The organism is Pseudophaeobacter sp. A-200-2, from assembly GCF_041008815.1.
GTDB classification, from domain to species: Bacteria; Pseudomonadota; Alphaproteobacteria; order Rhodobacterales; family Rhodobacteraceae; genus Phycobacter; species Phycobacter gallaeciensis_A.
In genome coordinates this window covers 165,991-189,712 of sequence record NZ_JAXGFU010000009.1, presented here as the reverse complement: position 1 = coordinate 189,712, position 23,722 = coordinate 165,991, and the positions used below count along the sequence as shown (strand labels likewise).

The window sequence follows — 23,722 nt, the reverse complement described above, 5'->3', positions numbered from 1 at the left end:
GCCAATCAGCGTCTCTTCCGTGTTTGACGCTCAGAGCGGAAAGGGGGAAACGCCGATCACCAGACTGTGCAGGTGCAGCGCGGCAACCCAGAGGATCAGGCCGAGGGCGGCGCGCATAACCAGCGCCCGACCATTGACCGCCAGCCAGCTGCGATCTGCCAGTGACATTAGCGACAGGGTTGACGTCGCCGCAAAGAAGCTGGCGGCTTGCGGCCCGAGTTCCCGCCGCGCGCGGGCATCGAATGCCGGGATCGCGGCAAGGGCCATCACCGTGAAACTGCCGAACAGGATGACATGAGCAAGGTCGCCATTGGGGACAAGATGCGCCCCGGCCCAGAGCGCGAGAGCGACAAAGAGCGGGTGACGCGTGATGGAGGCGAAGCCGGGATTTGCCGGATCGAAAATCGCCTTCCGTTTGCCGCCAAGCGTGAACGGGTTCGACAGCCCGCTCCCACAGGTCACCAGAACGACAGAAAGCGGCATCAAGACGTTGGGCACCCACCGTGACCACTGCATCTGTGGCCAGAGTTCGACATAGGGCGCCCGGCCCGCAGCCACGATCACCCAGACCAGCAATGCGAGGGACAGCAGCCCGTAGGCCGAGAAATACACCCGCCGCCCGAACGCGCGGATCAGCCGCTCGCGCAGTCCCCCAACACGCGGCAGAAAATGGCTCGCGACGAAGACCCCAAGCGCGAAGCCGTATTCTGTCCAGTCGGTCATTCGGTGTCGGCCTTTTCCATCAATCGCACGATGTGACATGCGAAGGCGTACGTCGCCGGAAGGCCGATGACCAGCCCCCCGGCAGCCGATTGTGAGGGCGTCAGCACCGGCCAGCCCAGCCAGGATCCGATCAGAGAAGCAAAGAAGAGATTCACCGCCATGGCCCCAGCACCGAACGGATAGAGTGCGGCGACAAGTTTTGGTGAGGGCCTCATCGGCGGCTCACCAGCATCTGCACCGCAACGAGCGCCAGGATCAGCGCGATCGATCCGATGAGAAACCAGAACTCCGCGGTGTCTGTCTGCGGTTGCGGGATCGGGCGGTCAAAGGCCTCGGCAATGGCCGTACTCGGCAGGGTCAGGGCGACGGCAAGGATGGGTTTCATCTCAGTTCTCCATGGTCAGAGTTTGATAGATTTCAGGCAGAGCGCGTGGCAGGCGCTCGGGATGGGGCAGCAGGGTGAAACCGGCGCGGCCAAAGATCCGGGCGAACCAGTCCTGTCCGTCCTGATCGACGATGACCCCATGCACCGCTTGCCCAAGGGCGCGGGCCTCGCGGACGGCCATGCGGCTGTCCTCGATCCCATGCTGGCCTTCGTAATGGTCAAGGTCATTGGGTTTGCCATCGGTCAGCACCAGCAGCAAACGCCGCGTCGCGCCTTCCTCGGCCAGTTGGGCAGAGACATGGCGGATCGCCGCGCCGAGCCGGGTGTAGTGGCCCGGGGTGAGCCCGCCGATCCGCGCTGTAACGTCGCGCGACATCGGTTCGGCAAAGGTTTTTGCCCGGTGCAGGAAAACCCGGTCGCGGCGCAGCGAAGAAAATCCCCAGATGCCAAGCCTGTCTCCGGCGGTGTCGATGCCTTCGGCCAGCGACGACAGCGCCTCGCGCGCCACCTCGATAACGGAGGTGTCGCCAATCGCTGCCTCGGTCGAGCGGGAGCAATCCATCAGGATCGCCACCGAAAGGTCCCGCGCCGTGGGGCGGCCCGCCTGCCAGACCCGGTCCGATCCTTCCTGCCCACAGGCAATATCGGTGCGCGATGTGACCAACGCGTCAAGGTCCAGATCCTCGCCGTCGATCTGGCGCGGCAGGATCACCCGACGTGGGTGCAGTGGCGCGAACTGCCGTTTGACCCGTGCAACAAGGCGCGGATCGGGCGCGTATTCCGCGCGCGGTTTGGCCGGGGCCTCCAGCACGCGGGTGTGGCCTGGCATGTAGTCTCCGGTGCGGCGGTTCCATTCGGGATAGGTGAACTTGCCCGCCAGCATCTCGTGATCGGCGTCCTGCGGCGACAGGTCCAGCGACAGGCGCAACCGGGTCGCCGCGCGTTTCATGTTCTCGGAAAAGGTCAGGTGATCCTGATCCTCGGCGGCCTTGGCAGCGTTGTCCTGATCATCGTCATCGACCATGCGGTTGATGTTCCGGCTCTCGGCCCAGGACATGATCGTCTCGAAGCGGTGAATAATGAAGCCATCGTTGCGGTTGGCCTGATCACGTTCCTCGCGTCTGGCTTCCTTGCGGCTCGGGACGGCAAAGGCGGGCGTCTGGCCCGGCTCTTCTGCCGTTTCGGATGCGCCCTTGCCAGCGGCGCGCTGCAGGAAGCGCAACCAGATCGGCACAGGGGCATAGCTGCGATAGCCGCGCGGGGCTGGGGTGTCGATTTCCTCGATCCCACCGCGCTGGCAGCCGATCTGATCGAGGATCATCCGCTCGACCGATGCCTCATGTTTTGGCAGGGCGCTGCGGTCCCGCAGAGCACAGGTTTCAAGGCACAGTGCGCGGTAGGCGTCCTGAAGGCCCGGACAGGCCGCAAAGGCACGATCCATCGCAGCCGCGTTTGCAGTGATCTGCGCCAGATCGTTGCGGTAGGAATCTTCCTGCCGTGCGGGGATCTCAGCAAAGGCGGCGATGGCAGCGAGCCACAGGTAGGCGGCGCGGTTCAGCTCGTGGGTGGAAAAGACATCCACCACAGGAGGAAGACGCAGGCGGTCGCCATCGAAATCCGCCACATGGGCCATCTCGCGCGGGGTGCCGATCCGGCGCAACAGGCCGGGCCGATGGTCTGAGGAAGCAAGCGGCGCCGCCACGATCTCGACCCCTGCCGACCCGCCAAGCGCGCGCAGCAGCGCGGCAAGGCTGGGGCGTATGGCATCGAAACCCACGGCGCGCTCTGCATCGGTTGCGGCCTTGCGCGTGGCCATGTCGTGCCAGAGGTTGCCGACGGTTTCCTCCGGCTCCATGAGGTCGAGAACGTGGATCATGGCGTCACCCGTAGACAGCGCTGGCAAGATCGCGCAGCGCCTGCTGAACGTCCGGTTCGTCGGACAGCGGTTCGATGATTGCGGCCTCAAGAGCTCGGTCGACGGGCATACCCTTGGTGATCATCGTGGCGGCGTAAATCAGCAGGCGGGTCGACACCCCCTCCTCCAGATCCATGCCCGACAGGTTGCGGATGCCAGCCGCCAGCCGGACCAGCGCCTTGGCCCGGCTTTCATCGAGACCGCTTTCGCGGGCGACCACGGGCACCTCCACCTCTGGCGAGGGGAAGTCGAAGCCGATGGAGACAAAGCGCTGCCTAGTTGAGGGCTTCAGCTTTTTCAGGATGTTCTGGTAGCCTGGGTTGTAACTGGCTACGAGCATGAAGCTGTCTGGCGCCACCAGTTCCTCACCTGTCTTGTCAATGACCAGCCGACGGCGGTCGTCGGTCAACGGGTGCAGCACGACGGTGACGTCCTTTCGGGCCTCCACCACCTCGTCGAGGTAGCAGATACCGCCCTCCCGCACCGCCCGTGTCAGCGGACCATCGACCCAGACGGTTTCCCCGCCTTTCAACAGGTAACGCCCGATCAGGTCAGAGGCGCTGAGGTCATCGTGGCAGGCCACGGTGTGCAGCGGCAGGTCCAGCCGCGCCGCCATATGTTCGACAAAACGCGTCTTGCCGCAGCCGGTCGGCCCCTTCAGAAGAAGGGGCAGAGCGTTGGCATGGGCCATCTCGAACACCGCGCATTCATCGGCAGCGGGCGCATAGAAGGGCAGGTCGGGTTTATGCAGGTCTTTCATCGGATCACTCTCCCGGAACGGCCACAGGGCCGGGTTTGACCACCTCGCGGCGCACCACGAGCATGGAGTAGATGAAGAGGATGGCGCCAAGGACCACCGCGATGCCTGAGCCAAAGCGCATCAGGTAGAAGAGACCCAGCTGGTCCTGCACATCCATGTAATAGTCGCCCACGATGCGCTGCATGTGTGTCTGGATCGTCCCGGCAAAGGTCAGCGTGAAGGTCATGAAGGCCATCCCGCCGGTCATCAGCCAGAAGCTCGCCATATTGAGCACCTGATTATAGGGCGCGCGGTTCCGCAGCAGCGGCATGGCATAGCTGAACATCGCGAGGTTCAGGGCAACATATGCACCGTAGAAGGCCAGGTGCCCGTGGGCAGCGGTGATCTGCGTGCCGTGGGTGTAGAAGTTCACCCCGTGCAGCGTGTGCAGGAAGCCCCAGACGCCCGCGCCAAAGAAGGCAACGGTGGAAGATCCGAGCGACCACAGCAGCGCGGCCTTGTTCGGGTGGTTTTTGCGCCCTTTCCAGACCATGACAAAGGCAAATGACATCATGGCGAAGAAGGGAACCACCTCGAAGGTCGAGAAGATGGAGCCGATCCACTGCCAGTAGCCCGGGGTGCCGATCCAGAGGAAGTGGTGGCCGGTGCCAAGGATGCCCGAGAACAGCGCCGTCGCGACGATGATATAGAGCCACTTCTCGATGACCTCGCGGTCAACGCCTGTCAGCTTGAGCATCAGGAAGCCGAGGATCGCGGCCATGACGAGCTCCCAGGTCGCCTCGACCCACAGATGCACGACCATCCACCAGTACATCTTGTCCAGCGACAGGTTGTCGGGATTTATGAAGGCGAAGACCCAGAGCAGGCAAAGCAGCCACAGCCCCATCATCAGGATATTGGTGATCGCCGTCTTGCGCCCTGCAAGGAAGGTCAGCGAGACATTGACGAGAAAGATCACCGCGGCGACGAGAATGCCGAACTTGACCCAGAGCGGTTGTTCAAGGAATTCGCGTCCGCCATGGATGCCGACAAGGTAAGAGCCGACAGCGCCAAGGGTGCCGACCACGAGAATGGCGAGCTGGATATAGGCCAGCTTGACCGAGAATATTTCGCGTTCGCTTTCCTCGGGCACCAGGTAATAGGCCGCGCCAAAGAAGCCGAGCAACAGCCAGACGATCAGCGCATTGGTATGGATCATGCGGATAACGTTGAAAGGCAGGATCTCGGATAGCGTGTTCGGTGACACGTAGATCCAGCCGGCCAGCAGCCCGCCCAGCACCTGAATGCCGAAAAGCGCCATGGCCACAAGGAAGTAGGCGTAAGCTACCTTTTGAGATTGATATTTCATGGTTGTTCTCCTGACGCGCAACGTGATCCGAAAACCGGTTCCCACTTTTCGGGTTGCGCTTGTCTCCTGTCCCTCGATCAGCCCGCGTCGTTCGGCGGCCAGTTCTGGGTATCGGTCTGATCAGCCCAGCGGAGGAATTCGGCGAGCCCGCGCATTTCCTCTTCGGTGAGCTCGAAATGCGGCATCTGACGACGCCCCTCGATGCCCGAGGGCTGGGATTTCATCCAACCGTCGAGGATCTCATAGGCAAGTTCCGGATCGTCCTGCGCGCCCCAGCGGGTCATCACGTTGCCGACCTCGGGGGCGAAATAGGCGCCCTCGCCATGCAGGGTGTGGCAGTTGATGCAGGAGTTGCGCTCCCACACATGTTTGCCCAGCCTGACCTCGTCGGTCAGGGGCATTCCGGCCGTGGCCTCGTTTACGATATAACGGTGGCTATGCGCCGTCAGGGCCACGAACACGACGACGAAGAAAATGGATCCCCCGTAGAACACGTTCCTGGCCCGCGATTTGGTAAGTATTTCTGACATGTCGCGGTCCCGACAAATTGTTGCGGATACCTGACGTCTATGGGGGGTGGCGTGGTCGCTTATTGCGGAATCGCAAAGAACGAGCCGAAAGATGCGCGCAGCATGTCGGTATGAAAGGACCCGCCATGCGCAAGCCTGATTTCGATGACCCCGATCTGGCGCTGTCCGAGCTGTTTGCAGCTTGGCCACAGATGGCGGCCGTATTCTTTGACCGGCGCATGCTTTGCCCTGGCTGTCCGATTGCGCCTTTCCATGCGCTGACGGATGCCTGCCTTGAATATGATCTGGACGAGGATGCGTTCAGGGCGGAATTGGCTGCACTGATACCGAAAGTTTGATCCGGCAGAGCACAGCCTGTTCGGTTTCAGCCTTCCATGCCGCTCAGGAGGACAAGCCGGTGCGGGTCCGTGACAACGATATGCTTGCGGGTTGAGCGAACGACACCGTCCTTTTGCCAAGCGGATAGCAGGCGACTTACTGTATGCAAGGTGGTGCCGGTCATTTCGGAAATGTTCTGGCGGGTCACGGGAAAGGCGATCTCGATCCCATCCGCGGTCTTGCGGCCAGTCTGATTGACCATCCGCAAAAGAGCACAGGCGACGCGTTTTTCCACCGCCTGGGTCGCCATCTCGGTGAGTGTTTCCTGGATCTGGCCCAGGCGCTGCCCGAGGGTCTTGTAGCTTTCACTCGCGAAGCCCGGAAACCGCGATGTGAAATCCTCCCACACGCTGGTGGGCCAGGACAGCGCAATGGATTCGGCTGCTGCGATGGCTGTCGCCGGGTAGGTATCCCGCTGGAGCGCAGGGGCGATGCCAAAGAGCTGTCCCGGCGAAATATGCAGCACGATAATCTGGTCGCCACCGGGCGTCGTCCGCACAACGCGCAGGTAACCATCAAGAAGAAGATAGAACCGCTCGGCCTCATGCCCCTCCCGGAAAATCTCGCTCCCCTCTTCATGCCGACGCGAAACCGCATGTGTCAGGATTTCGCGGATCTGTCCCCTCTCCAAAAGCGAGAACGGCGGCAGATCGGTCAGCAGGCTTTCATCGAGCTTGGGCACGTTTTGTGTCCGGAGTTTGTTTCAGAGCAACGTTTGGCGTCTCCCCATAACGCATATCAGGGGCAGAGAACGCAACCGGACAAATGAAAGGATGTTCCGATGCTGAAGAAACTGATGCTGACCGCCTGTGTTGCCCTTGCCGCCGGAGCTGCTGGTGCGGAGACCTTCGAGGTTAGAATGCTAAACAAGGGCGATGTTGGTGCGATGGTCTTCGAACCTGCCTTTGTGAAGGCTGCGCCGGGCGACGTGGTGAGGTTCATTCCCACCGACAAGGGCCACAACGTGGAGGCCATCAAGGGCATGCTTCCCGAGGGCGTCGAGGGCTTCAAGAGCAAGTTCAACAAGGAGTTTGATCTGACCGTCGAGGCGGAAGGCGTCTATGGGATCAAATGCACGCCGCATTACGCCATGGGCATGGTCGCCCTGATCCAGGTCGGGGATGCGGTGAACCTGGATGGCGCGAAGGTCGTGAAACAGAAAGGCAAGGCAAAGGCCCGGATGGCCGATCTCATCGCTCAGGTCGAATGACCGAAAGGCCCGTGTCAACTGACCGAAACGGGCGGTGCCGGAGGTGCCGCCCGATTGCTTTCAAAGGGGTATGATCAATGAAACCGCGGAATGATTTTCAGGGGCCACCGCTGTTCAGCTATGGCTTTCGCCCTTTCTTTCTTTTTTCCAGCATCTTCGCCTGCGGGGTAATCCCGCTCTGGTGGCTGGTCTGGCGTGGGTATGTGACCCTTGGCGGATATTTTGTTCCGGCAGACTGGCATATCCACGAGATGGTTTTCGGATACGGTGCCGCCGTGGTCGCCGGTTTTCTGTTCACCGCGGTTCCCAACTGGACCGGAAGAATGCCATCGCGGGGCTGGCCACTGGCGTTGCTGCTGATGCTGTGGCTGGCTGGGCGAGTGGCCGTCGCGGGCCTTTTGCCTTTTGCTGCGCCTTGGATTCTGGGCATCGACCAGATGTTCCTGTTTGTCGTTGCCGCTATGATTGCCCGCGAAATCGTGGCGGGCCGCAACTGGAAGAACCTGAAGGTGCTTGTCCCCGTATCTCTGCTCTGGGGCGCGAATGTCCTGTTTCACATCGAAGCGCTGACAGATGGTGTTGCTGACACCGGTCGGCGGCTTGGCATTGCACTCCTGATTTTCCTGATCACTCTGATCGGCGGGCGGATCGTGCCGAGTTTCACCCGCAACTGGCTGGCACAGCGGGGCGCGACGCGGCTCCCGGTCGCGTTCAACAGGTTTGACGGGATCTGCATTATCGCCGGTCTGGCCGCCTTGCTCAGCTGGGCAGTGGCTCCCTTCGATCTGGTGAGCGTGTTCACAGGTGGCGCTGCGGCCATTCTGCACCTCTGCCGCCTTGTGCGGTGGCGGGGGCAGAACACTTGGCGGTCCCCCTTGTTGCTGATGCTGCACATCTCCTACCTGATGGTGCCGCTCGGCTTTGCATCGATTGCAGCGGGTGCTCTGGGGATCGCAGAGCCTGCCGTCACTGCCCATGTGTTCGGCATCGGGGCAGTTGCAGGTATGACCCTGGCGGTGATGATGCGGGCCACCATGGGGCATACAGGCCGCCCGTTGGTCGCCGGGAGCGCGCTAAGTCTGGCATTTGCAATGATCTGCGCCGCCATGCTTGCCCGCGTTGCCGGGCAGGAATTCAGGATCGAAAACTTGGATGGAATTGATCTCTCAACCATGTTTTGGACTGTTGGCTTTGGCATTTTCCTGTGGCGTACGGGGCGCTGGATGACGAGGCCAAAAATCAGAAGGAAACCAGTGTCAAACGTAAGCTTTGTATCTTGCCCTGCTTAAGGCTCGAAGCCGACTTGCGGCGTTTCGGCGACCGGTACGCGATCTTTTTGGTCGTCCGGTCGGTCACCGGATGACTGCAGACAGCCCAAACAAGACATTGGTGCTGAGTGCAGCGCGAGCCACGCTGCATACGCGAAGAGAAGGAACGGATTTCCCGAAAGCAGTCATTCAAGAGGAAACCTCGGCCATGGGAGATGGTGCAACCCAATTTTCGGGATGCTGCGGCTCAAAACCGACGCGACATCTCGGAACAGGGCCAACAGGAGGTGCGAAAAACCTCATGGGCAGCACTTACGACACGCACTCCCCCAAAATACCGCAGGAAACATTAGCGATAGAAAACCGCTCTCTCGGCAATTTCGGCTTGCGGGTGGAGCTCCCCTGCCGTCTGGAGACATAGAAACGGCAATATCTCGGTCCGGCTGTCAGAAGGGATTTGTCCTACCGATCGCCGCGTTCATATTGCAGTCGGGATCGTCTAAGGCGCTCATTCTTGGCTCGGCGCATTTCGTTTTCGTCATCCAGAATTTCACGCGCTGCACGGGTGGTTTTCTCCATCGCTGTTTCCTTGCGGCGAACACCGACGAGTTTCAGCGCCTCAGTATCAAGCTTGGTCATGGTCTTGCTCCGTTGAGATCGATTGTGCGGCAGGGCGGTATTGCGTAAAAATTCAGTCCGTTTTCTGTCGGGTGGGCTATGGGATGGATGGAAACGGCTGCGCGGCCATGGCGCCAACTAGCGGTGGCTGCCTAAGCAGCCGCAGGAACATCCGCCTGAAATCCAGCGGTGTCCACTGCCAGAAGGAATGCGGCGCGCGCAGCTCCGACAGGAGCAAGACAGTCCATGGCCGCATCGATCTGCTCGAGTGCGACGTCTCTGTTTCTGTCAGAAACAGGCCATGCTTTCTGCAGCCAAAAATGGGCTTGTTCGATTGTGGAGATTTTCCGCGTTCGCCCTTCGGACGGCAGGAAAATGGTCATGGGGGTGCCCCAAGAGAGTTCTATCAAGTGTATTCTTTCGGTACTTTGGGAAAAACCGCATCTGGAACATGATCACTGAAGATGCGGGAAGCGAGAGCATTGCAGAATGCTCCCGCTGAGTGCTTGAAACCTGTAAAGGTTTAGGCGAGTGCAAGATTGCTGGCGGACTCGCGTCCGTCGCGACCGGCCTCGACATCAAAGGTCACGGCTTGACCATCGTCCAACTGCTGGATGCCAGAGCGTTCCAGAGCGGAAATATGGACAAAGATGTCCTTCGATCCGTGCTCGGGCGCGATAAAACCAAAACCTTTTTGAGAGTTGAACCATTTCACGGTGCCATTGGCCATCGTGTCGTCTCCTTGAAAAAATGCCATCCGCAACATGCGATAGCCCGGCCCAGTGTCGACATAAGAACAACTGGGGCCGTGAGGAAACAGAAGAACGTAGGAAGAAGCTTTGCCCAACCTACATGGGGGAGGTCCCCGGCAATTGCAAGGATTTTCAAGTGTTTTGCAGTAAACTGCATGCCCGCGCCGGAGCCCAATCCCTTTGCGACGGCATGTTTCCGGTTCGATTGCATCGCCGATCAAGATCGGGTCTAAAGATCTTTAGCTGGCTCCGCAGGCAATCATAGCAAGGCTGAAGACAGCCGTATCATTTTGCATACCCATGGGTTTGTCCTCGTGGGACAGGTCAACACGACAGAGAGTTTACCCCATGCTGAGCACATCCAAGCCACCGCTCCTGGCCGTCCTTATTGACGCAGACAACATATCTGCCAAACACGCCGAGATCATGTTTGAGGAGATCGCATCCCTGGGAGAGGCGAGCATTCGCCGTATTTACGGCGATTTCTCGGGGTCCGGCGCTCAAGGCTGGACCAAGGAAAAGCTTGCCTCGTTGGCAATCGTGCCGCATCAGCAGTTTTCCAATACCACAGGCAAGAATGCCTCTGATATCGCGCTGGTCATCGATGCCATGGATATTCTTCATTCCGGTCGCTTCGACGGGTTTGTTCTGATCTCCTCGGACAGCGATTTCACGCGGCTGGCCAGCCGCATACGCGAGCAGGGATTGGATGTTTTCGGCATGGGGATGCGCAAGACCCCAACTGCGTTCGTGAAGGCCTGCAAACGGTTCATTTATGTTGAAAACCTCATCTCAGAGCCAACAAAGACAACACCTAAATCAACGGCCCCAAAAGAGGACAGCCAGGACGGTGCTCCGACGCATCTGGAAGATCCAAGCAAGCTTGTGAAGCGGGCAATGGATGCGATCAATCAGGACGATGAGTGGATTCCGCTTGGGCAGATCGGGCAATATCTCTCCACTGCTGCTCCTGATTTTGACACGCGCAGCTATGGAAAGCGAAAGCTCAGCGAGCTGATCGCCACATTGAAAACGCTCGAGACCAAACGCGGCGAAGGCAATCAGATTATGGTGCGTCGTCTCGACTAGTTATGGTGCGTCGTCTCGACTAGGGGTTAAGCTCGCCTTTGCCTAACGTCGTTTGACCGCTTCCCGCTGTACGACCCGTCGTGCTGCACATGGCTCGAATGCGCCACGGCCAAGGTCTGCTTGTGAGTGCGGCGTCACAGCGGTGAGGACCTATTGAACTGGCCCGAAGGCCAGACTTTGCAAATGTCGCTATCTGCGCCTAGCGGCCTTTGGCCTTTGTGGCAGCGTATCGAGTGTCACCTCGAAGAAACGGTCTTGCGAGTGAGCTTGCGCAAGCGCCGATACTTACTCCTTAGCAATAGCGTTCTTCAAGTTTCAGTCGGCGCGCCTTCCCCTGGTAGTCGCGTTGCCATTGCAAGACGCAAGATATCCATCCGGGACGCGCAGTTGAGCTTAGCCGCAGTAGACTTGATCTGGCTCTTCGTGGTTTCCACCGATGTGTTTCGGGTATCGGAAATATCGGTTGTAGTATGACCCCGAACAAGGAGCTCACACACTTCCAGTTCGGCATCCGTCAATAAGCCGAAAGCTTCAAGACCGCGCGCATTGAGCCTATGGCAATCTTCAGGATCCAGGACCATCAACATGATGACGGGTTCCCGTGCGAGTTCGGCATCTCTGATCTGGACTGATTTCACCACCAGGGGCAATGCGCCTGATAGGCGACGCAGGGTGGTTGAAAGCGCGGAATTTGCAGCAGGCGCTGACATCGTGGCGGCGTGCAGTTTGTTCAAAACACCACGCTCCAGAGGGTTGGCCTCTCTGAGATATCCATTTCGAATACCAAGAGCGTCCCACTCTTTGGCAATTGCACGCAACGCATTGTTCTCGCACAGGATCTTTCCGTCAGGGCGGAGGAAGGCGACGCCAAAGTCTAGACGGTCAAACAGGGTCATAAGCCGAGCGTAGCTTTCGGTCAGAGAGGCAATCGTACGGCTAGCTTCCAAAGTGCGAGCCAGCAGAGGTTGCAGAAACGGGGCAAACCGGCGGTATTCCTCGGATCCCGTTTCATGGGCCGTGCGGTCGAGCGTTGTAGCCAGATCAGTGAAGGGGCCGAATTCATTCAGTCTCATTGAGCTTCTGGCAAGGCCGCCTGTCGCCGCGAGAACCCTATCGCGCCAGTCACTAGGTGGAAGCGGTTCATTGTCGGGAATGGAAAAGAATTCCCGTTCTCCCAATACCTTTCCGGGTTTGACATGGCGCATGAACTCAAAAGCGGGAAGGTCTTCTGTTCCTCCACCCAGGCGCATTTCTTCCAAGAGTTCAAAAACTCTATCCGTTCGGCCAAGCTCAGAGGTCTTCGACCAGTCAATTCCGTGTGAAATCGTGTCGTAAACAAACAGGAAAATGCCGACGGCATCGACCTGCTCGGCGACTAGATCACACAATCGCCCCCATCCCTCAGGCGCCACAGTCGCATCGATTGCGGCAAGCGAAATTTCGGGCCAAAGCCCTATGGGGTGGGCCGGGTTCATCTTAGTAAACTGCCGCGCGAGCAGTCTGCCGTCAACAAAATCCCACGTAGGTGTTCAATAACGACCTTGGAAACAAACATTCTGTGGAATGGTCGCTCCAAGGTCAGTGCGTTTGGCGCATGTGTTGCCACGAAGGGCCATCCCTGCGGGGTCAGAACAGGAAATCATCTTCAGTCAGGGTTTGACCTGCCATATCATCCAGGCGGATCGTGCCATGGTTATGGGTAATCAGTAGGTCACCGTCGTCATCCGCAATCGTGAGCGATGCAATGTCTCCATCCTGGCGTTTCAGCTGGATAAGATCGCGACCATCCTGGAAGTCGGCAATCCTGTCGTTGCCCGAGTTCTTTCCGAAAACGAAGGTATCGGCCGCGCCGCCACCTGTCAGAACGTCGTTGCCACCCCGTCCGTCGAGCTTGTCCCGGCCAGAGCCTCCGCTCAGCTTGTCGCGTCCACCTCCTCCGTTCAGGAAATCACGGCCCCCACCGCCGAACAATCGGTCCTGTCCACCACCCCCATTGATACGATTGTCGCCACCGTCCCCAGTGAAGTGATCCCCGCGCCGGGTGCCAATCAGGTTTTCCATCGAAACTTCCGAGACATACCCGATTTGTGTGTCCCCACGTGCGATATCCTGAAAGGCCCCAGCTTCATCCAGCGAAAACCGCACGCCTGTTAAGGTGATCCCTCTGAAGTCGATTGTGTCCTCGCCTGAACCGCCCTGCAAGGCGACACCGTAGCTTGGGTCCTGAGTGTTGATGACGACGCGATCATTGCCGCCGCCGAGCTTGACAAAGCCCACGCCCCCTGTGCCCAGTTTTACCAGATCGTCGCCATCGCGGGTAAGGATCGCTTCGACATAGCCTTCACTGGTTTCCACTCTGTCATTATCGTCACCTGTTTTCACAAATGCAGCTCCACCGGATCCAACCGTGATGTTGTCATTTCCACTGCCGGTGACAATCGTTTGAACATAGGATGTTGTCGTTTCGATCTGGTCATCGCCATCATGAGTGCGGACTGATCCGGCCCCACCCGATCCGATGCTGATCTGGTCCCCCAGTGCTTCTCCTTCCCCGAACCAGCCCGTGTCGATGGCTTCGACAAATCCATTGCCCGTTGTCAAAATATTTTCGCGGGCGTTGAGTTTTACAAAAAAAATGGTCTTGTCCTGATTGTCGCCAAGCGTGATTTCGTGGCGTTCGCCGTCCCATCCCTGAATGTTGCGCACCCTTGTGCTGTCCAACGTAACGACGGAGTTAAAACCGACTTCGAGATAGTCGATACGGCGCCCGGCACCACCATCAGCATCTGACAGGGTGACCAGGTTGTTGGCGCCGGCACCTGAAAAACGGACGATCTTTGCCGTCCAGTCACTGCCAGTTAGGCTGACATCGGCAAACAGTCTGTCATCGGCATCTGACAGATAGAGGCTGTAGTAGCTCAACCAGGAAGAATCCCATTGCACGTAAGACTGCCCGGGAAGCCGCGACACATCTGTTGTTCCATCAAAAGTGACACTCACATTTACATCGGCCATAATACGTTCCTCGGGTTTGGGTTGATCTGTCGAATGGATTCCTGGCCCCGCGTTCAGTTATGGTGGGACTGCGGTCAGCCCTAGCCACGAATTGCCTGCCTCATATCTTTTTGAGCTTTAAACGTTTGCAACTGCCAGGTCGGCTGGCTCCGGGTGCATCCCGGAGTGATGAGACCAAAACACGCGTTTGCGAAGCTAACCGCCGAGCCCGCGTTTTATGCGATTGAAACTACGTTTGAAGACAAATCCGCGTTCGAACCGTGTTTCCGGGCGCAGACGGTACCATTCATTGCTGTCGGGACCGGACCGCTGCCACACGAACCCATTCGTGTCGGAGACATGGGGCCAGCAGACCTTGCTGTCTTTTTCACCCTTGTTGCTTGTCCAATGCGCTTCGTAGCAGACGTTTCCGCTGTGTGTTGCGTACCATTTTCCCTCGGCGTATCCACGGTCTTCCCAAACAGCTTTAAACACTCCGCCGCCACCGAAAAAAGCGTAGCCTTGTCTCCACTTCCAGCTGTTGCCGTTGTAGGTCTTGGCCAAATACTGCCCATCGACCTTTTGCGCGGGGCGGGGTTTCTTATCCGCCGAACTAGGATTTGCGAAAATGAGCACGGCCGCGACTATGGTCAATCCGAGTTGAAGGGGTTTCATCCGTTCATCCTCCTTTGAAACTCGATGCGGGCATCATGGCAGGAACGCAAAGAGTGTGTCGCCACCGAAAAATCAATGACCTAGCCGACATGTTCGCAGCCCAAAAATAGAAGACCATTTTGCGTGCAGCCCCGTCATCCCCCGCCGGGGGGATGACAAATAGATCTCTAAACTTTTCAAAATATTTTCCCTAAAAACGGTATGAGTACCTCGAAGTGGTTCGTGCTTTTGATAGCCAAGATGCGTTCGTTGCACCTCGCGCATTCATGGAACAGCCATTTTACAAAGGTCGCTATCTACGCTTCGCTGACCTTTAAGCCGGGCGCAGCATCCCCTGCGCGGGCTTCCTCGATCTGCCGATGGTGATGCGACAACACGGGAGATGGCGCTCAAGGGGTGATTTTTTGGTGGCTTTGCTTCGCCTCACATAGAGGGCCCTGTCTTTGAAATGGCACTGTGACCATTATTTCGGGGCAAAACGTTTTCCCTGTGGCCAATTGGTCAATGATCTTCAGCATTCCGCCCAACTCGTCATTCGACAATCCCCCCAATTTGTCACCCCTTATAGTGGTCAGTGCTTCGGTGCTGTGGTTCCAAGGGCAAAAACGGTGGAAGCTGGCTTCAAACCTCCCAAGCTTCTTTGCTCAACAACTGCCTAAACTGGATCACCGCCTATTCCCCCATCGCTTGCGCTGGGCTTCGGCAATCCGTGCGCGTCCCTCGGCAGTCTTCGGCCCTGTGGAGGCGCCACCATGGAGCCGACAACGGCGCTTGCCAGGTTCTACAGGCAGCTTGCAGTGCGACCCCTTGCGGTTCTTTGCTCCGCATCGCGGACGTGCCGCAGTGGGGAGCGGCGTCCCGTCATCACAAAGCCCTAGCGCCTGAAGATCCCTGCAAGCACCCGCCAGGCAGGCGAGGCAGATGTCTTGATGGTAGCGCCGAGTGACCCCTTCGAACGGGCAACGTCGAAACTGCACCGTCGAGTTGGGGTGGAGCCTCTCCAAGCCCTGTAAAGCTTGCCGTCTCCGCTCAGGCGGTTTTCTCACCGAATTTTCTCCAAATGTAGGCAATTGTCATCCACCGAATAAGACCCCATGTGTTTCTTGAGGGATTTCCAAAAGATACGGCACTTAATTGGCCATTTTGCCTCGTCAATTTCTGCAGAAATTACCCGGGGTAAATTCCAAATCCTTTGGACAGACTGAACAAGGTTTGCACGAACGCAAATTGTCCTCAGGGCGCTCGGGCCATCGCTCGTATCGGTTTGTCGAAATACTTCCAGGACGAAATCCATTCTTCGCCTTTTTTGTTCATGACCTCGTTTGCCTTCGAGATGATTTTCTCGGGCGCCAGACCGAGTTCGAACCACGTCGACACCTGGCGCTGCGCGTCTTCCAATGACAGGGCGTCTGCTAGGTTCGGATGCCCGTTGTGAGAGGCGTGAACCTGCAACTCCTGAACGAGACTGTCGAAAGGTGTACTCATAGCCGCGTCGCCCACTTCATGAACAGTCTGCCGGTGAGGTGTCAAAGCGGCAGGTGTGTCACTCTTGCAGCCATCGGGCAGCTTCGCTTCCTGCGACGCCTTATCGGTTGCGGAAGCGCCTGGTTGACGGTCCTTGCGGTGCCCCACAGCACGCTTGCCGTTGGCCGACTTCGTTTGGAAGTGCTCGATACCTTTCTCGGCAATGAGCGCCATGATCATCCCTTCTTCCTCGCGGACAAAGCCTTTGCTGATAAGCGCATCAAGAAGCCGGTTGAAGGTCTTCTTGGATTTGCTCCCGAGAAGTCTCGCAAGCCGATCATCATCACGCTTCAACGGCCCCTGGATCAAACAATTTTCGAGCATGATGCGCATCAGCAACCCAAGCTCAGCATGATCAAGACGGCGAAAAATGCGGACCATGTCCTGAATGAGGATATGTAGAAAGACCATATCTTTGGCCATTGGGCTTCCCTTTCGGGTTTCTGGCTCTCGCGCGCATTTAGAGCGCTGGGGAGGTATGCGTTCGGGAGTTATTGAGACACAGCCAGCAGATACGCCTTAAGGCAGTTCTGCTTTCACAGTCCCGTGCGTCTCACGGCGGGCCTTAGCATCTTCGATCACAGCGAGAATTTCTGATTGCAGCCAGCGGGACGAGGAGCCGAGCTTAATCGGCTTGGGCACGGATCCGTCCGCAACCCGACGCCAGAAGCTAGGTACGCTAATTGACAACACCTTCGCGGCCTCACCGACCTTCAGCAGTGGATCGACGCCAGGATGGGGAGAAGTTGATTGAAACGACATGTCTTTGGATGCCTCCAATTGATTCGGGATGAGACATCCAAAGCAGGTTTTCTTGCGCGCTTCGTGGGTAGGAAAATATTCTACCTCGGTCAGACTGGTTTCCCTCATCCGGAAAAACAGTCGGCTTCAGCCAATCGCAGTCATCAACAAATCTTCTTCTTGGTATGTTCTGTTTTGTATTTATCCGTACATCAGTAAAGTCATGCATTTGAATTCAAACGGAAAAGATTGTTTTTTCTCAACTATTTCTGGAACTTTTTGAGAGTTTGCGCAGGGTTTTGGAAAATTTCCTGCGCTATGTACGAAATGCCTCCATCCCGCCACAAAACGGCGTAAGTCCAATCACCCTCATCAAACTCGCAAACAAGCTCAGCCGAGCAGGTTATGCGGCTAGCGTTTCGGAGCGGTAGCACTTGTTCCAGCAGCAGAGACGAGTTTTCTCTCTTCAATGCTCAACGCAGGGATCTCCCAGCGGAGCGCAGGGGAAATCTGCTCCGGAACACGCCAAGGCTTCCACGTCAGTGCACTCTGCAAACAAACATCGTCCATGAGAAGCTCGAACGCCTTCGCCATTGCGAGGAAGCTCATGAACTGTGCCTGATCAGCCTCGAAAGTTTCCCCATTCTTAGTGGTGGCAATGCGGAACGCGAGCTCGAGATGGCAAGTGCTTCGCCATTTGCTGAAAGCCGTCTTGGCTTGTTGCTTGCACGAACTTTCTGTGGCGGGGTGAGGGCTTTTCCTCAGTTCATGAGCCACCAATATGAGGGCATTTCCAAGAGTAGGCTCTTCCTGGTTCGACCTGAGCCGCAACAATTCCGTCAGGACCATAGCTGAGTACCGGCGTTCGGTCATTTTCCCTCTAATGAACTGCCGTTCAAGCACTGCCTGAGGCCCATTCAAGGCGGGTTTCGAGTTGTCGGAAGAGTTAGCCATGTACTGGTAGGCTTGCTCCACCTCTTCATGCCCTTGATCATCCCGCACAGACATGCGGACCAAGGCATAGAGATCAGGCCGTTCCAAAGCCCAGCCACCTTGATCATCAAACAGGGGAAGATAACGTTTCTCTGCGGTCATGTAGCTACCAATTTGACAAGGTTATCCGTGTTGCTTGTGACATGTGACGCCCAGCGCTCAAGAAGCGCCCGGCGCTGCTCCAGGAAATCAGTGCGGCGGTAGGCGCGCACGACAGAACTCCCGACCACATGGCCAAGCATCGTTTCCGCGACTTCATGGCTGGCATCTGTTGCCTCAGCCAACCAAACTCGAAGACTCGACCTGAACCCGTGGGGACGGGCTTCCATTCCACGCCGCTCCATAAGGCGTGACATTGTGGCGTCGGAAATCACTCCCTTGCGTACACTTGGGAAGAGATGTCCGTCTCGCGCATGTTGGCGCGCTTCGTTGATGACCCGCATCGCCTCCGTCGAGACTGGGACGCGAAAATCCGTGGTCGCATCTTTTCGCCCCTTCACGTGCTCCGCCGGGATCACCCAGACATCCCCCTCTATCTGCTCTTCCCGCATGAACCTGATGGGCTTCGAACGCACGCCGGTCAGGATCAGAAGGCGTAGCGCGAGATGCGTTACGGATCCCTCATCAAGGCTCTGATAAAAGGTCGGCACCTCCTGCCAGGGCAACGAAGGAATGTTGGTGGATTTTGTACTGGGTTTTCCGAGGAGTGCCCGCGCCTTCTTCGGCGCCTGCAAATCCACATCAAGGCCCAGCGCCGCCGCATGTTCCAGACAGATGGAGGTACGGGTCAGGGCTTTGCGAGCGGTTTCAGCCTTCGTGTGCCAGATCGGGGCAAAGCAGTCACGCAAGTCAATTTGCGTGATCTCCGCGACAGGCACATGGCCCAGTTTCGGTAGCACGTGCAACTCGAGCGGGCTGAACCAGCGGCCTGCCTTTCCGCCATCTCTCAGCTCCGCTTTGCGGGCTTCAAACGCATCATGAGCAATATCTCGAAACAGGTGCAGATTGCGCTGGGCATCCCGGCGCCGCTTTTGGCGCTCCCGGATGGGGTCGCGCCCTTCCCGCAACTCGCGGCGTGCGTCGTCTGCCGTTTCGCGGACTTCGGCCAAGCCTATATCGGGCCAGCGCCCAAGCCCCATTTCTCTTCGCTTGCCATGAACCGTGAGGCGCAGGACCCATTTGCCGGTTTTTGAGTCCGATTTTACCAGCCAAAGCCCAGCGCCATCGCAGTACTTCCCCGCCTCGAGCGCCATGACGCCGCGCGCAGTCAGTTTGTTTCTGGCCATAGGCCCCTCATTTTCAGTCCACCCTTTGGTCCACCTCCAGGTATAGTATTGAACGGAGTTCGTCGAGACTGATTGAGACAGAAAGATATCGGAACTAAAGAGAAAAATGGGAAAACACGTACAAGCTGACATCACAAAGAACATCCAGATATAGCTTTTCAAGGCCGTGTGGGGGCACCACTCCTTCATCTAAGATATTGTTTTACGTTAGCTTTTAGCCTGACCAAGGCGAGGCGTAGAACAAATTGGAGACCATTTCGCACAGCTATGTCTTCGTGAAGGAAGGTATCTACTACTTACCCCCCATATGCCGGTGGGCCTCCGACAGAACTACTCTTCGGGAAAAATCTCCTACTCCCTGCGGACCAGGTCCCGCGTCATCGCTCTCTCCCGGGCAAACAGGGCTGCCTGCAAACTCCACGAATTCTGGTATCGCCTCCGCACTCAGGATGCGGAACTCCCAGGCAACCACTTTCTTCGGCATAGTCTGACCCCGCAAGCTCCTCTCTCGTCGGCAGACGCCTCTGTCACGTATGATGTTCTGACGCTGTCGGAGGCGATGTTGACGTATCTGCGTCTCAAAGGTCAGCCGTGAACGGATCGTTCTCCTTGTCGGTTCGGTAGCATGGGCATCGCAGAGGGGCTATGCGCGGACCTATCACGCGCTGTGCTCTCCCCTGTCCCGCACAGCATTCAGAGCAAAAACATCTCAGCGCCGGACCGCAATCAAATGGACACCCCATGCCGATCAGGCCGGTCTGAGCGCCGAGACACGCGGCAGCAGTCAATGAAGCATTCACAGCTTCGTTAGTTCAGCTTTACCCTTTGTTAGACGCGTCTGCGCAATATGGGATCAATCGCATTTGCCTCAAATAAGGAAATCTAAAAGTTGGCCGAAAATCAGATGCCGCATTCGCCTCAGGACAACACCTCTCAGGCTGCGCACGGCGCAGAGAAACTTGTAGAGCTCGCAAAATCCATGCCTCTGACCGATGGGGGCCGCAGGACGTCGCAGATGCTGTCCCAGGCCCTTGCGCTTGATCCCCGGAACCACGAGGCGCAGATTTTCCAGGAACGGCTGCACCAGATGTTCGTGCCGCGCTGGCATTTCCCGATGCTGGCGGATACGGCCCGCAACAGCGCCTATGCCAAGGCGATCGCAGCGAAGGTAAAACCGGGCGATGTGGTGCTGGACATCGGCTGCGGCGCCGGTCTGACGGCGATGCTGGCCGCGCGCGCCGGGGCGAAACACGTCTACACCTGCGAACAACAGCCGCTGATCGCCGAGGCTGCAACTCGCGTCATCGCTGACAATGGTCTCTCTGACCGCATCACCGTGATCCCGAAATGGTCGCATGAGATCGTCATTGGTGAGGACATGCCAGAAGCGGCAGATGTGGTGATTTCGGAAATCGTCGACACGGTCCTTCTGGGCGAAGGCGCGCTGGCAACACTTACCCATGCGATGGGCGCTCTGGCCAAGCCCGAGGCGCGCGCCATCCCCGAACGCGGTACCCTGGTGGCGCAAGCCGTGGAAAGCGATCAGTTGCTTGATCTGTGGCGCCCGCAACGGGCGGAAGGCTTTGATCTCAGTGCCTTTCACCACTTTGCCCGCGTTGCGCAGATCACCCCGAACGATTTCGCGGCCTGCAACCTGCGCCCGCTGGGGCCGACGACGGAGCTGTTCCACTTCGATTTCACCCGGCCCAGCCTCAAACCGGCCCGCACCACGGCGGATCTGACCTGCACGGAGGCAGGCACCCTGCAGGCCGTGCTTGTCAGCTTCGAGATGGAGCTGGCTCCGGGAATCCAGGTGGACAACGGACTGGCCTCTGACGGCCATTGGGGCCGAACGGCCTATCTGCTGGATCAGCCCGCCAAGGCCTGGCCAGGGCTGCAGTTTGCCGTGACCGCCCAGCACGATTCCGCACAGCTGAGCCTGTCGGTCCATGAGGACGAGCTGCGCACAAAAGTAGCCGATCAGGCTGCCGTCTGGATGCACCCGGCCTGGAACCTGCGCCCCGCACCGCAGGCGGATGCCGCTCTTGCCGCCGATGGCGCCCCGATCTGGGGCCAGACCCCTCCCATAGGTATCGAGCATCAGGGCCCCTCTTTCCACTAGGCCCGCTTCTCACGAAGAATGCCCCCCATGCAGCGCCGCGGCCCCCGCCCGGCGCTGCATTCACTTGGGCCGCATGTGTTTTGGAGCCAATGTCAGAGGCGCCATCCCCTTCTCACGACGGCCTCCCCGGCAAAGGCCAGGAATAATTTCCCACGACCTGCGCGGGTTGCAGGTAGCCTGTCCCGATTTCACCGGTTTGCGTTGTGTGGGCGCCCGTGCTGCCCTACACCTGTGGCAAGTCACGATTTCAGGGAGAGAGACATATGACCGATGCCCCCAGCTACGGCTTTGATACATTGCAAATTCATGCCGGTGCACGACCCGATCCGGCAACTGGCGCCCGCCAGACCCCGATTTACCAGACCACTTCTTACGTCTTTCGCGACGCGGACCATGCGGCCGCTTTGTTCAACCTGCAGGAAGTCGGCTATATCTATTCGCGCCTGACCAACCCCACGGTTGCGGTGTTGCAAGAACGTCTGGCCACGCTTGAAGGCGGCGTCGGCGCGGTTTGCTGCTCTTCCGGCCATGCGGCGCAAATCCTGGCCCTGTTCCCGCTGATGGCGCCAGGCTGCAACGTGGTTGCCTCGACCCGGCTTTATGGCGGAACCGTCACCCAGTTCAGCCAGACCATCAAACGCTTTGGCTGGTCGGCAACCTTCGTCGACACCGACGATCTGGACGCCGTGCGCGATGCCATTGATGAGAACACCCGCGCGGTGTTCTGCGAATCCATCGCCAACCCGGGCGGCTATGTCACCGACATCCGCGCCCTGGCCGATGTGGCCGACGCCGCGGGGGTGCCGCTGATCGTCGACAACACCACCGCCACGCCATACCTGTGCAACCCGATTGCCCAGGGGGCCGCGCTGGTTGTGCATTCCACCACCAAATACCTCACCGGCAATGGCACCGTCACCGGCGGCGCAGTGATCGATTCCGGCAATTTCGACTGGTCCGCCTCGGACAAGTTCCCGTCCCTGTCGGCGCCGGAACCGGCCTATCACGGGTTGAAGTTCCACGAGACCTTCGGCTCGCTCGCCTTCACCTTCCACGGCATCGCCATCGGGCTGCGCGATCTGGGCATGACGATGAACCCGCAGGCGGCGCATTACACGCTGATGGGCATCGAAACCCTGTCCCTGCGCATGCAGCGCCATTGTGACAATGCCATCAAGGTTGCCAGCTGGCTGGAGCAGGATGATCGCGTTGATTATGTGACCTATGCCGGCCTGCCCTCTTCGCCCTACTACGAACGGGCGCTGGCCTGCTATCCCAAGGGCACCAGCGGCTTGTTCACCTTCGCAGTGAAAGGCGGCTATGAGGCCTGCATCAAACTGGTCGATGCGCTGGATATCTTCAGCCATGTGGCCAATCTCGGCGACACCCGTTCGCTGATCATCCACTCGGCGTCAACCACCCACCGCCAGCTGACACCCGAGCAGCAGGAAGCGGCCGGTGCAGGCCCCAACGTGGTGCGCATTTCCATCGGCATCGAAGATCCCGATGATCTGATCGCTGATCTGGATCAGGCCCTGACCAAAGCCTGCGGTTGATCCCGCGCCGCAGTTTGCAAACACAACAAAGGCCGGGCAAATCGCCCGGCCTTTTCATGTCTGGCACGTACTTTGTCCGCTACCAGTGTCATTCCAAACCCGGCACCCGCAGGTCAAAGACCACCGATACGCTGTGTTCAAAACCAAGGCTTCCGGCCTCGACCGGCATCGACGATGAGCGGGCCATTTCCATCATCTTCATCGGACGCGGACCGCCACTGCCGCCATGTTCTGTGATCGAGCGTACCGGCCCCAGCTCCATCTCAGCCGCCTCGGCCAGTTGCCGCGCCTTGCGGATGGCATCGCGCACCGCATCGCCCCGGATCTGGTCAATGACCGCCGCGGAATCCGCAACGCCAAAGCTCAAACCTCTGAAATTATTGGCTCCGGCGGCCAGTACCCGGTCCAGAACCTGTCCCAGATTATCCAGGTCCCGCACCCGGACCGCCAACGTATTGCTGGCAACAAACCCGGTGATCTCGCGCTGTTCCCGGCCATCGGATGTGCGCCGGGCACTCCAGACCGGATCAATCGAAATCGATTGGGTCTGCATGTCCTCTGCGGCAATGCCCGCCTCACGCAGCCCGGCAATCACCGCCTTCATGTCCTCCGACACCTGACGCATGGCTGTAGCCGCCTCTTCCGCCTCGGCGGTGACGCCCAAAGTGATGGTGGCCCGGTCCGGCGCAACCTCGGTGTGTGCCTCTCCGGTGACCACGATCTGGCGCGGGCCCGCTGCCTCCGCCAGCACCGCCCCGGTGGAGCAGGTCCAGATCATCAATGATGCAAGTATCGCCTTCGTCTTCATCTCAGCGTCTCCTGTGTTGTGCCCCAAGATGGGAGCGTTTCCTTGCC

At 58.5% G+C, this 23,722-nt stretch carries 26 protein-coding genes; 7 read left to right on the top strand and 19 right to left on the bottom strand.

Annotation, left to right across the window (positions count from 1 at the left end):
- Window positions 1-30 precede the first annotated feature (30 nt).
- The 7 genes from SM766_RS15045 to SM766_RS15015 all read right to left on the bottom strand — a co-directional run bounded on the left by SM766_RS15045 (window position 31) and on the right by SM766_RS15015 (window position 5,661).
- Complete coding sequence (locus tag SM766_RS15045) at window positions 31-723, bottom strand: NnrU family protein (RefSeq protein ID WP_368948305.1); 693 nt, start codon at window positions 721-723, stop codon at window positions 31-33.
- Window positions 720-938 (bottom strand): NnrT protein, encoded by a 219-nt coding sequence (locus SM766_RS15040; RefSeq protein ID WP_368948303.1) that lies wholly within the window; start codon window positions 936-938, stop codon window positions 720-722. The genes SM766_RS15045 and SM766_RS15040 overlap by 4 nt, the downstream gene beginning before the upstream one ends.
- Window positions 935-1,108: a hypothetical protein gene (locus SM766_RS15035; RefSeq protein WP_368948301.1), complete on the bottom strand. Its 174-nt coding sequence runs from the start codon at window positions 1,106-1,108 to the stop codon at window positions 935-937. The genes SM766_RS15040 and SM766_RS15035 overlap by 4 nt, the downstream gene beginning before the upstream one ends.
- Window position 1,109: 1 nt before the next feature.
- Window positions 1,110-2,984 carry a nitric oxide reductase activation protein NorD gene (locus SM766_RS15030; RefSeq protein ID WP_368948300.1) on the bottom strand — a complete coding sequence of 625 codons (1,875 nt, stop codon included), beginning with the start codon at window positions 2,982-2,984 and terminating at the stop codon, window positions 1,110-1,112.
- Between the two features lie 4 nt (window positions 2,985-2,988).
- Window positions 2,989-3,783 (bottom strand): CbbQ/NirQ/NorQ/GpvN family protein, encoded by a 795-nt coding sequence (locus tag SM766_RS15025; protein ID WP_368948299.1) that lies wholly within the window; start codon window positions 3,781-3,783, stop codon window positions 2,989-2,991.
- A 4-nt stretch (window positions 3,784-3,787) separates the two neighbouring features.
- Entirely contained in the window at window positions 3,788-5,131 is a 1,344-nt protein-coding gene (locus SM766_RS15020) for a cbb3-type cytochrome c oxidase subunit I (protein WP_368948298.1), read from the bottom strand.
- Between the two features lie 77 nt (window positions 5,132-5,208).
- On the bottom strand, window positions 5,209-5,661 hold the full coding sequence (locus SM766_RS15015) for a c-type cytochrome (RefSeq protein WP_274833916.1): 453 nt from the start codon (window positions 5,659-5,661) through the stop codon (window positions 5,209-5,211).
- Window positions 5,662-5,786: 125 nt separating this feature from the next.
- Here SM766_RS15015 and SM766_RS15010 point away from each other — a divergent pair, with 125 nt between their 5' ends.
- On the top strand, window positions 5,787-5,999 hold the full coding sequence (locus SM766_RS15010) for a DUF1858 domain-containing protein (protein WP_274830414.1): 213 nt from the start codon (window positions 5,787-5,789) through the stop codon (window positions 5,997-5,999).
- 26 nt (window positions 6,000-6,025) lie between these two features.
- Here the strand turns inward: SM766_RS15010 and SM766_RS15005 are convergent, their stop codons facing one another.
- Complete coding sequence (locus SM766_RS15005) at window positions 6,026-6,721, bottom strand: Crp/Fnr family transcriptional regulator (RefSeq protein ID WP_368948297.1); 696 nt, start codon at window positions 6,719-6,721, stop codon at window positions 6,026-6,028.
- Between the two features lie 99 nt (window positions 6,722-6,820).
- On the opposite strand from SM766_RS15005, the gene SM766_RS15000 reads away from it, so the two are divergent.
- Window positions 6,821-7,249 (top strand): pseudoazurin, encoded by a 429-nt coding sequence (locus SM766_RS15000; RefSeq protein ID WP_368948296.1) that lies wholly within the window; start codon window positions 6,821-6,823, stop codon window positions 7,247-7,249.
- 77 nt (window positions 7,250-7,326) lie between these two features.
- Complete coding sequence (locus SM766_RS14995) at window positions 7,327-8,538, top strand: NnrS family protein (protein WP_368948295.1); 1,212 nt, start codon at window positions 7,327-7,329, stop codon at window positions 8,536-8,538.
- 441 nt (window positions 8,539-8,979) lie between these two features.
- On the opposite strand, the gene SM766_RS14990 is transcribed toward SM766_RS14995, so the two are convergent.
- From SM766_RS14990 to SM766_RS14980, 3 genes are all read right to left on the bottom strand, one after another.
- Window positions 8,980-9,156 (bottom strand): hypothetical protein, encoded by a 177-nt coding sequence (locus tag SM766_RS14990; protein WP_274831099.1) that lies wholly within the window; start codon window positions 9,154-9,156, stop codon window positions 8,980-8,982.
- A gap of 131 nt (window positions 9,157-9,287) precedes the next feature.
- Window positions 9,288-9,518 (bottom strand): DUF982 domain-containing protein, encoded by a 231-nt coding sequence (locus SM766_RS14985; protein WP_116560341.1) that lies wholly within the window; start codon window positions 9,516-9,518, stop codon window positions 9,288-9,290.
- A 140-nt stretch (window positions 9,519-9,658) separates the two neighbouring features.
- Window positions 9,659-9,865, bottom strand: a complete 207-nt coding sequence (locus SM766_RS14980) for a cold-shock protein (protein ID WP_274831098.1) — start codon at window positions 9,863-9,865, stop codon at window positions 9,659-9,661.
- A 370-nt stretch (window positions 9,866-10,235) separates the two neighbouring features.
- On the opposite strand from SM766_RS14980, the gene SM766_RS14975 reads away from it, so the two are divergent.
- The gene (locus SM766_RS14975; RefSeq protein ID WP_274832300.1) at window positions 10,236-10,976 is read left to right on the top strand and encodes an NYN domain-containing protein; all 741 of its coding nucleotides are present in this window, start codon (window positions 10,236-10,238) and stop codon (window positions 10,974-10,976) included.
- A 308-nt stretch (window positions 10,977-11,284) separates the two neighbouring features.
- Here the strand turns inward: SM766_RS14975 and SM766_RS14970 are convergent, their stop codons facing one another.
- From SM766_RS14970 to SM766_RS14940, 7 genes are all read right to left on the bottom strand, one after another.
- Entirely contained in the window at window positions 11,285-12,364 is a 1,080-nt protein-coding gene (locus SM766_RS14970; RefSeq protein WP_368948294.1) for a helix-turn-helix transcriptional regulator, read from the bottom strand.
- Between the two features lie 238 nt (window positions 12,365-12,602).
- Window positions 12,603-13,991: a calcium-binding protein gene (locus SM766_RS14965; protein WP_368948293.1), complete on the bottom strand. Its 1,389-nt coding sequence runs from the start codon at window positions 13,989-13,991 to the stop codon at window positions 12,603-12,605.
- Between the two features lie 195 nt (window positions 13,992-14,186).
- Window positions 14,187-14,645 (bottom strand): DUF995 domain-containing protein, encoded by a 459-nt coding sequence (locus SM766_RS14960; RefSeq protein ID WP_368948292.1) that lies wholly within the window; start codon window positions 14,643-14,645, stop codon window positions 14,187-14,189.
- Window positions 14,646-15,310: 665 nt separating this feature from the next.
- The gene (locus tag SM766_RS14955) at window positions 15,311-15,622 is read right to left on the bottom strand and encodes an HGGxSTG domain-containing protein (RefSeq protein ID WP_368948358.1); all 312 of its coding nucleotides are present in this window, start codon (window positions 15,620-15,622) and stop codon (window positions 15,311-15,313) included.
- A gap of 256 nt (window positions 15,623-15,878) precedes the next feature.
- Window positions 15,879-16,592, bottom strand: a complete 714-nt coding sequence (locus SM766_RS14950; RefSeq protein ID WP_368948291.1) for a hypothetical protein — start codon at window positions 16,590-16,592, stop codon at window positions 15,879-15,881.
- Between the two features lie 729 nt (window positions 16,593-17,321).
- Complete coding sequence (locus SM766_RS14945) at window positions 17,322-18,005, bottom strand: hypothetical protein (protein WP_368948290.1); 684 nt, start codon at window positions 18,003-18,005, stop codon at window positions 17,322-17,324.
- Window positions 18,002-19,189 carry a tyrosine-type recombinase/integrase gene (locus tag SM766_RS14940; RefSeq protein WP_368948289.1) on the bottom strand — a complete coding sequence of 396 codons (1,188 nt, stop codon included), beginning with the start codon at window positions 19,187-19,189 and terminating at the stop codon, window positions 18,002-18,004. The genes SM766_RS14945 and SM766_RS14940 overlap by 4 nt, the downstream gene beginning before the upstream one ends.
- A 307-nt stretch (window positions 19,190-19,496) precedes the next feature.
- Here SM766_RS14940 and SM766_RS14935 point away from each other — a divergent pair, with 307 nt between their 5' ends.
- The 3 genes from SM766_RS14935 (at window position 19,497) to SM766_RS14925 (ending at window position 22,867) form a co-directional block, all read left to right on the top strand.
- Complete coding sequence (locus SM766_RS14935) at window positions 19,497-19,784, top strand: DUF6538 domain-containing protein (RefSeq protein ID WP_368948288.1); 288 nt, start codon at window positions 19,497-19,499, stop codon at window positions 19,782-19,784.
- Window positions 19,785-20,078: 294 nt separating this feature from the next.
- A complete protein-coding gene (locus SM766_RS14930) occupies window positions 20,079-21,311 on the top strand; it encodes a class I SAM-dependent methyltransferase (RefSeq protein ID WP_490363362.1) in 1,233 nt (410 codons plus the stop codon).
- Between the two features lie 263 nt (window positions 21,312-21,574).
- Window positions 21,575-22,867 carry an O-acetylhomoserine aminocarboxypropyltransferase/cysteine synthase family protein gene (locus SM766_RS14925; RefSeq protein ID WP_065272991.1) on the top strand — a complete coding sequence of 431 codons (1,293 nt, stop codon included), beginning with the start codon at window positions 21,575-21,577 and terminating at the stop codon, window positions 22,865-22,867.
- Window positions 22,868-22,955: 88 nt separating this feature from the next.
- On the opposite strand, the gene SM766_RS14920 is transcribed toward SM766_RS14925, so the two are convergent.
- A complete protein-coding gene (locus tag SM766_RS14920; RefSeq protein ID WP_368948286.1) occupies window positions 22,956-23,675 on the bottom strand; it encodes an SIMPL domain-containing protein in 720 nt (239 codons plus the stop codon).
- Window positions 23,676-23,722 lie beyond the last annotated feature (47 nt).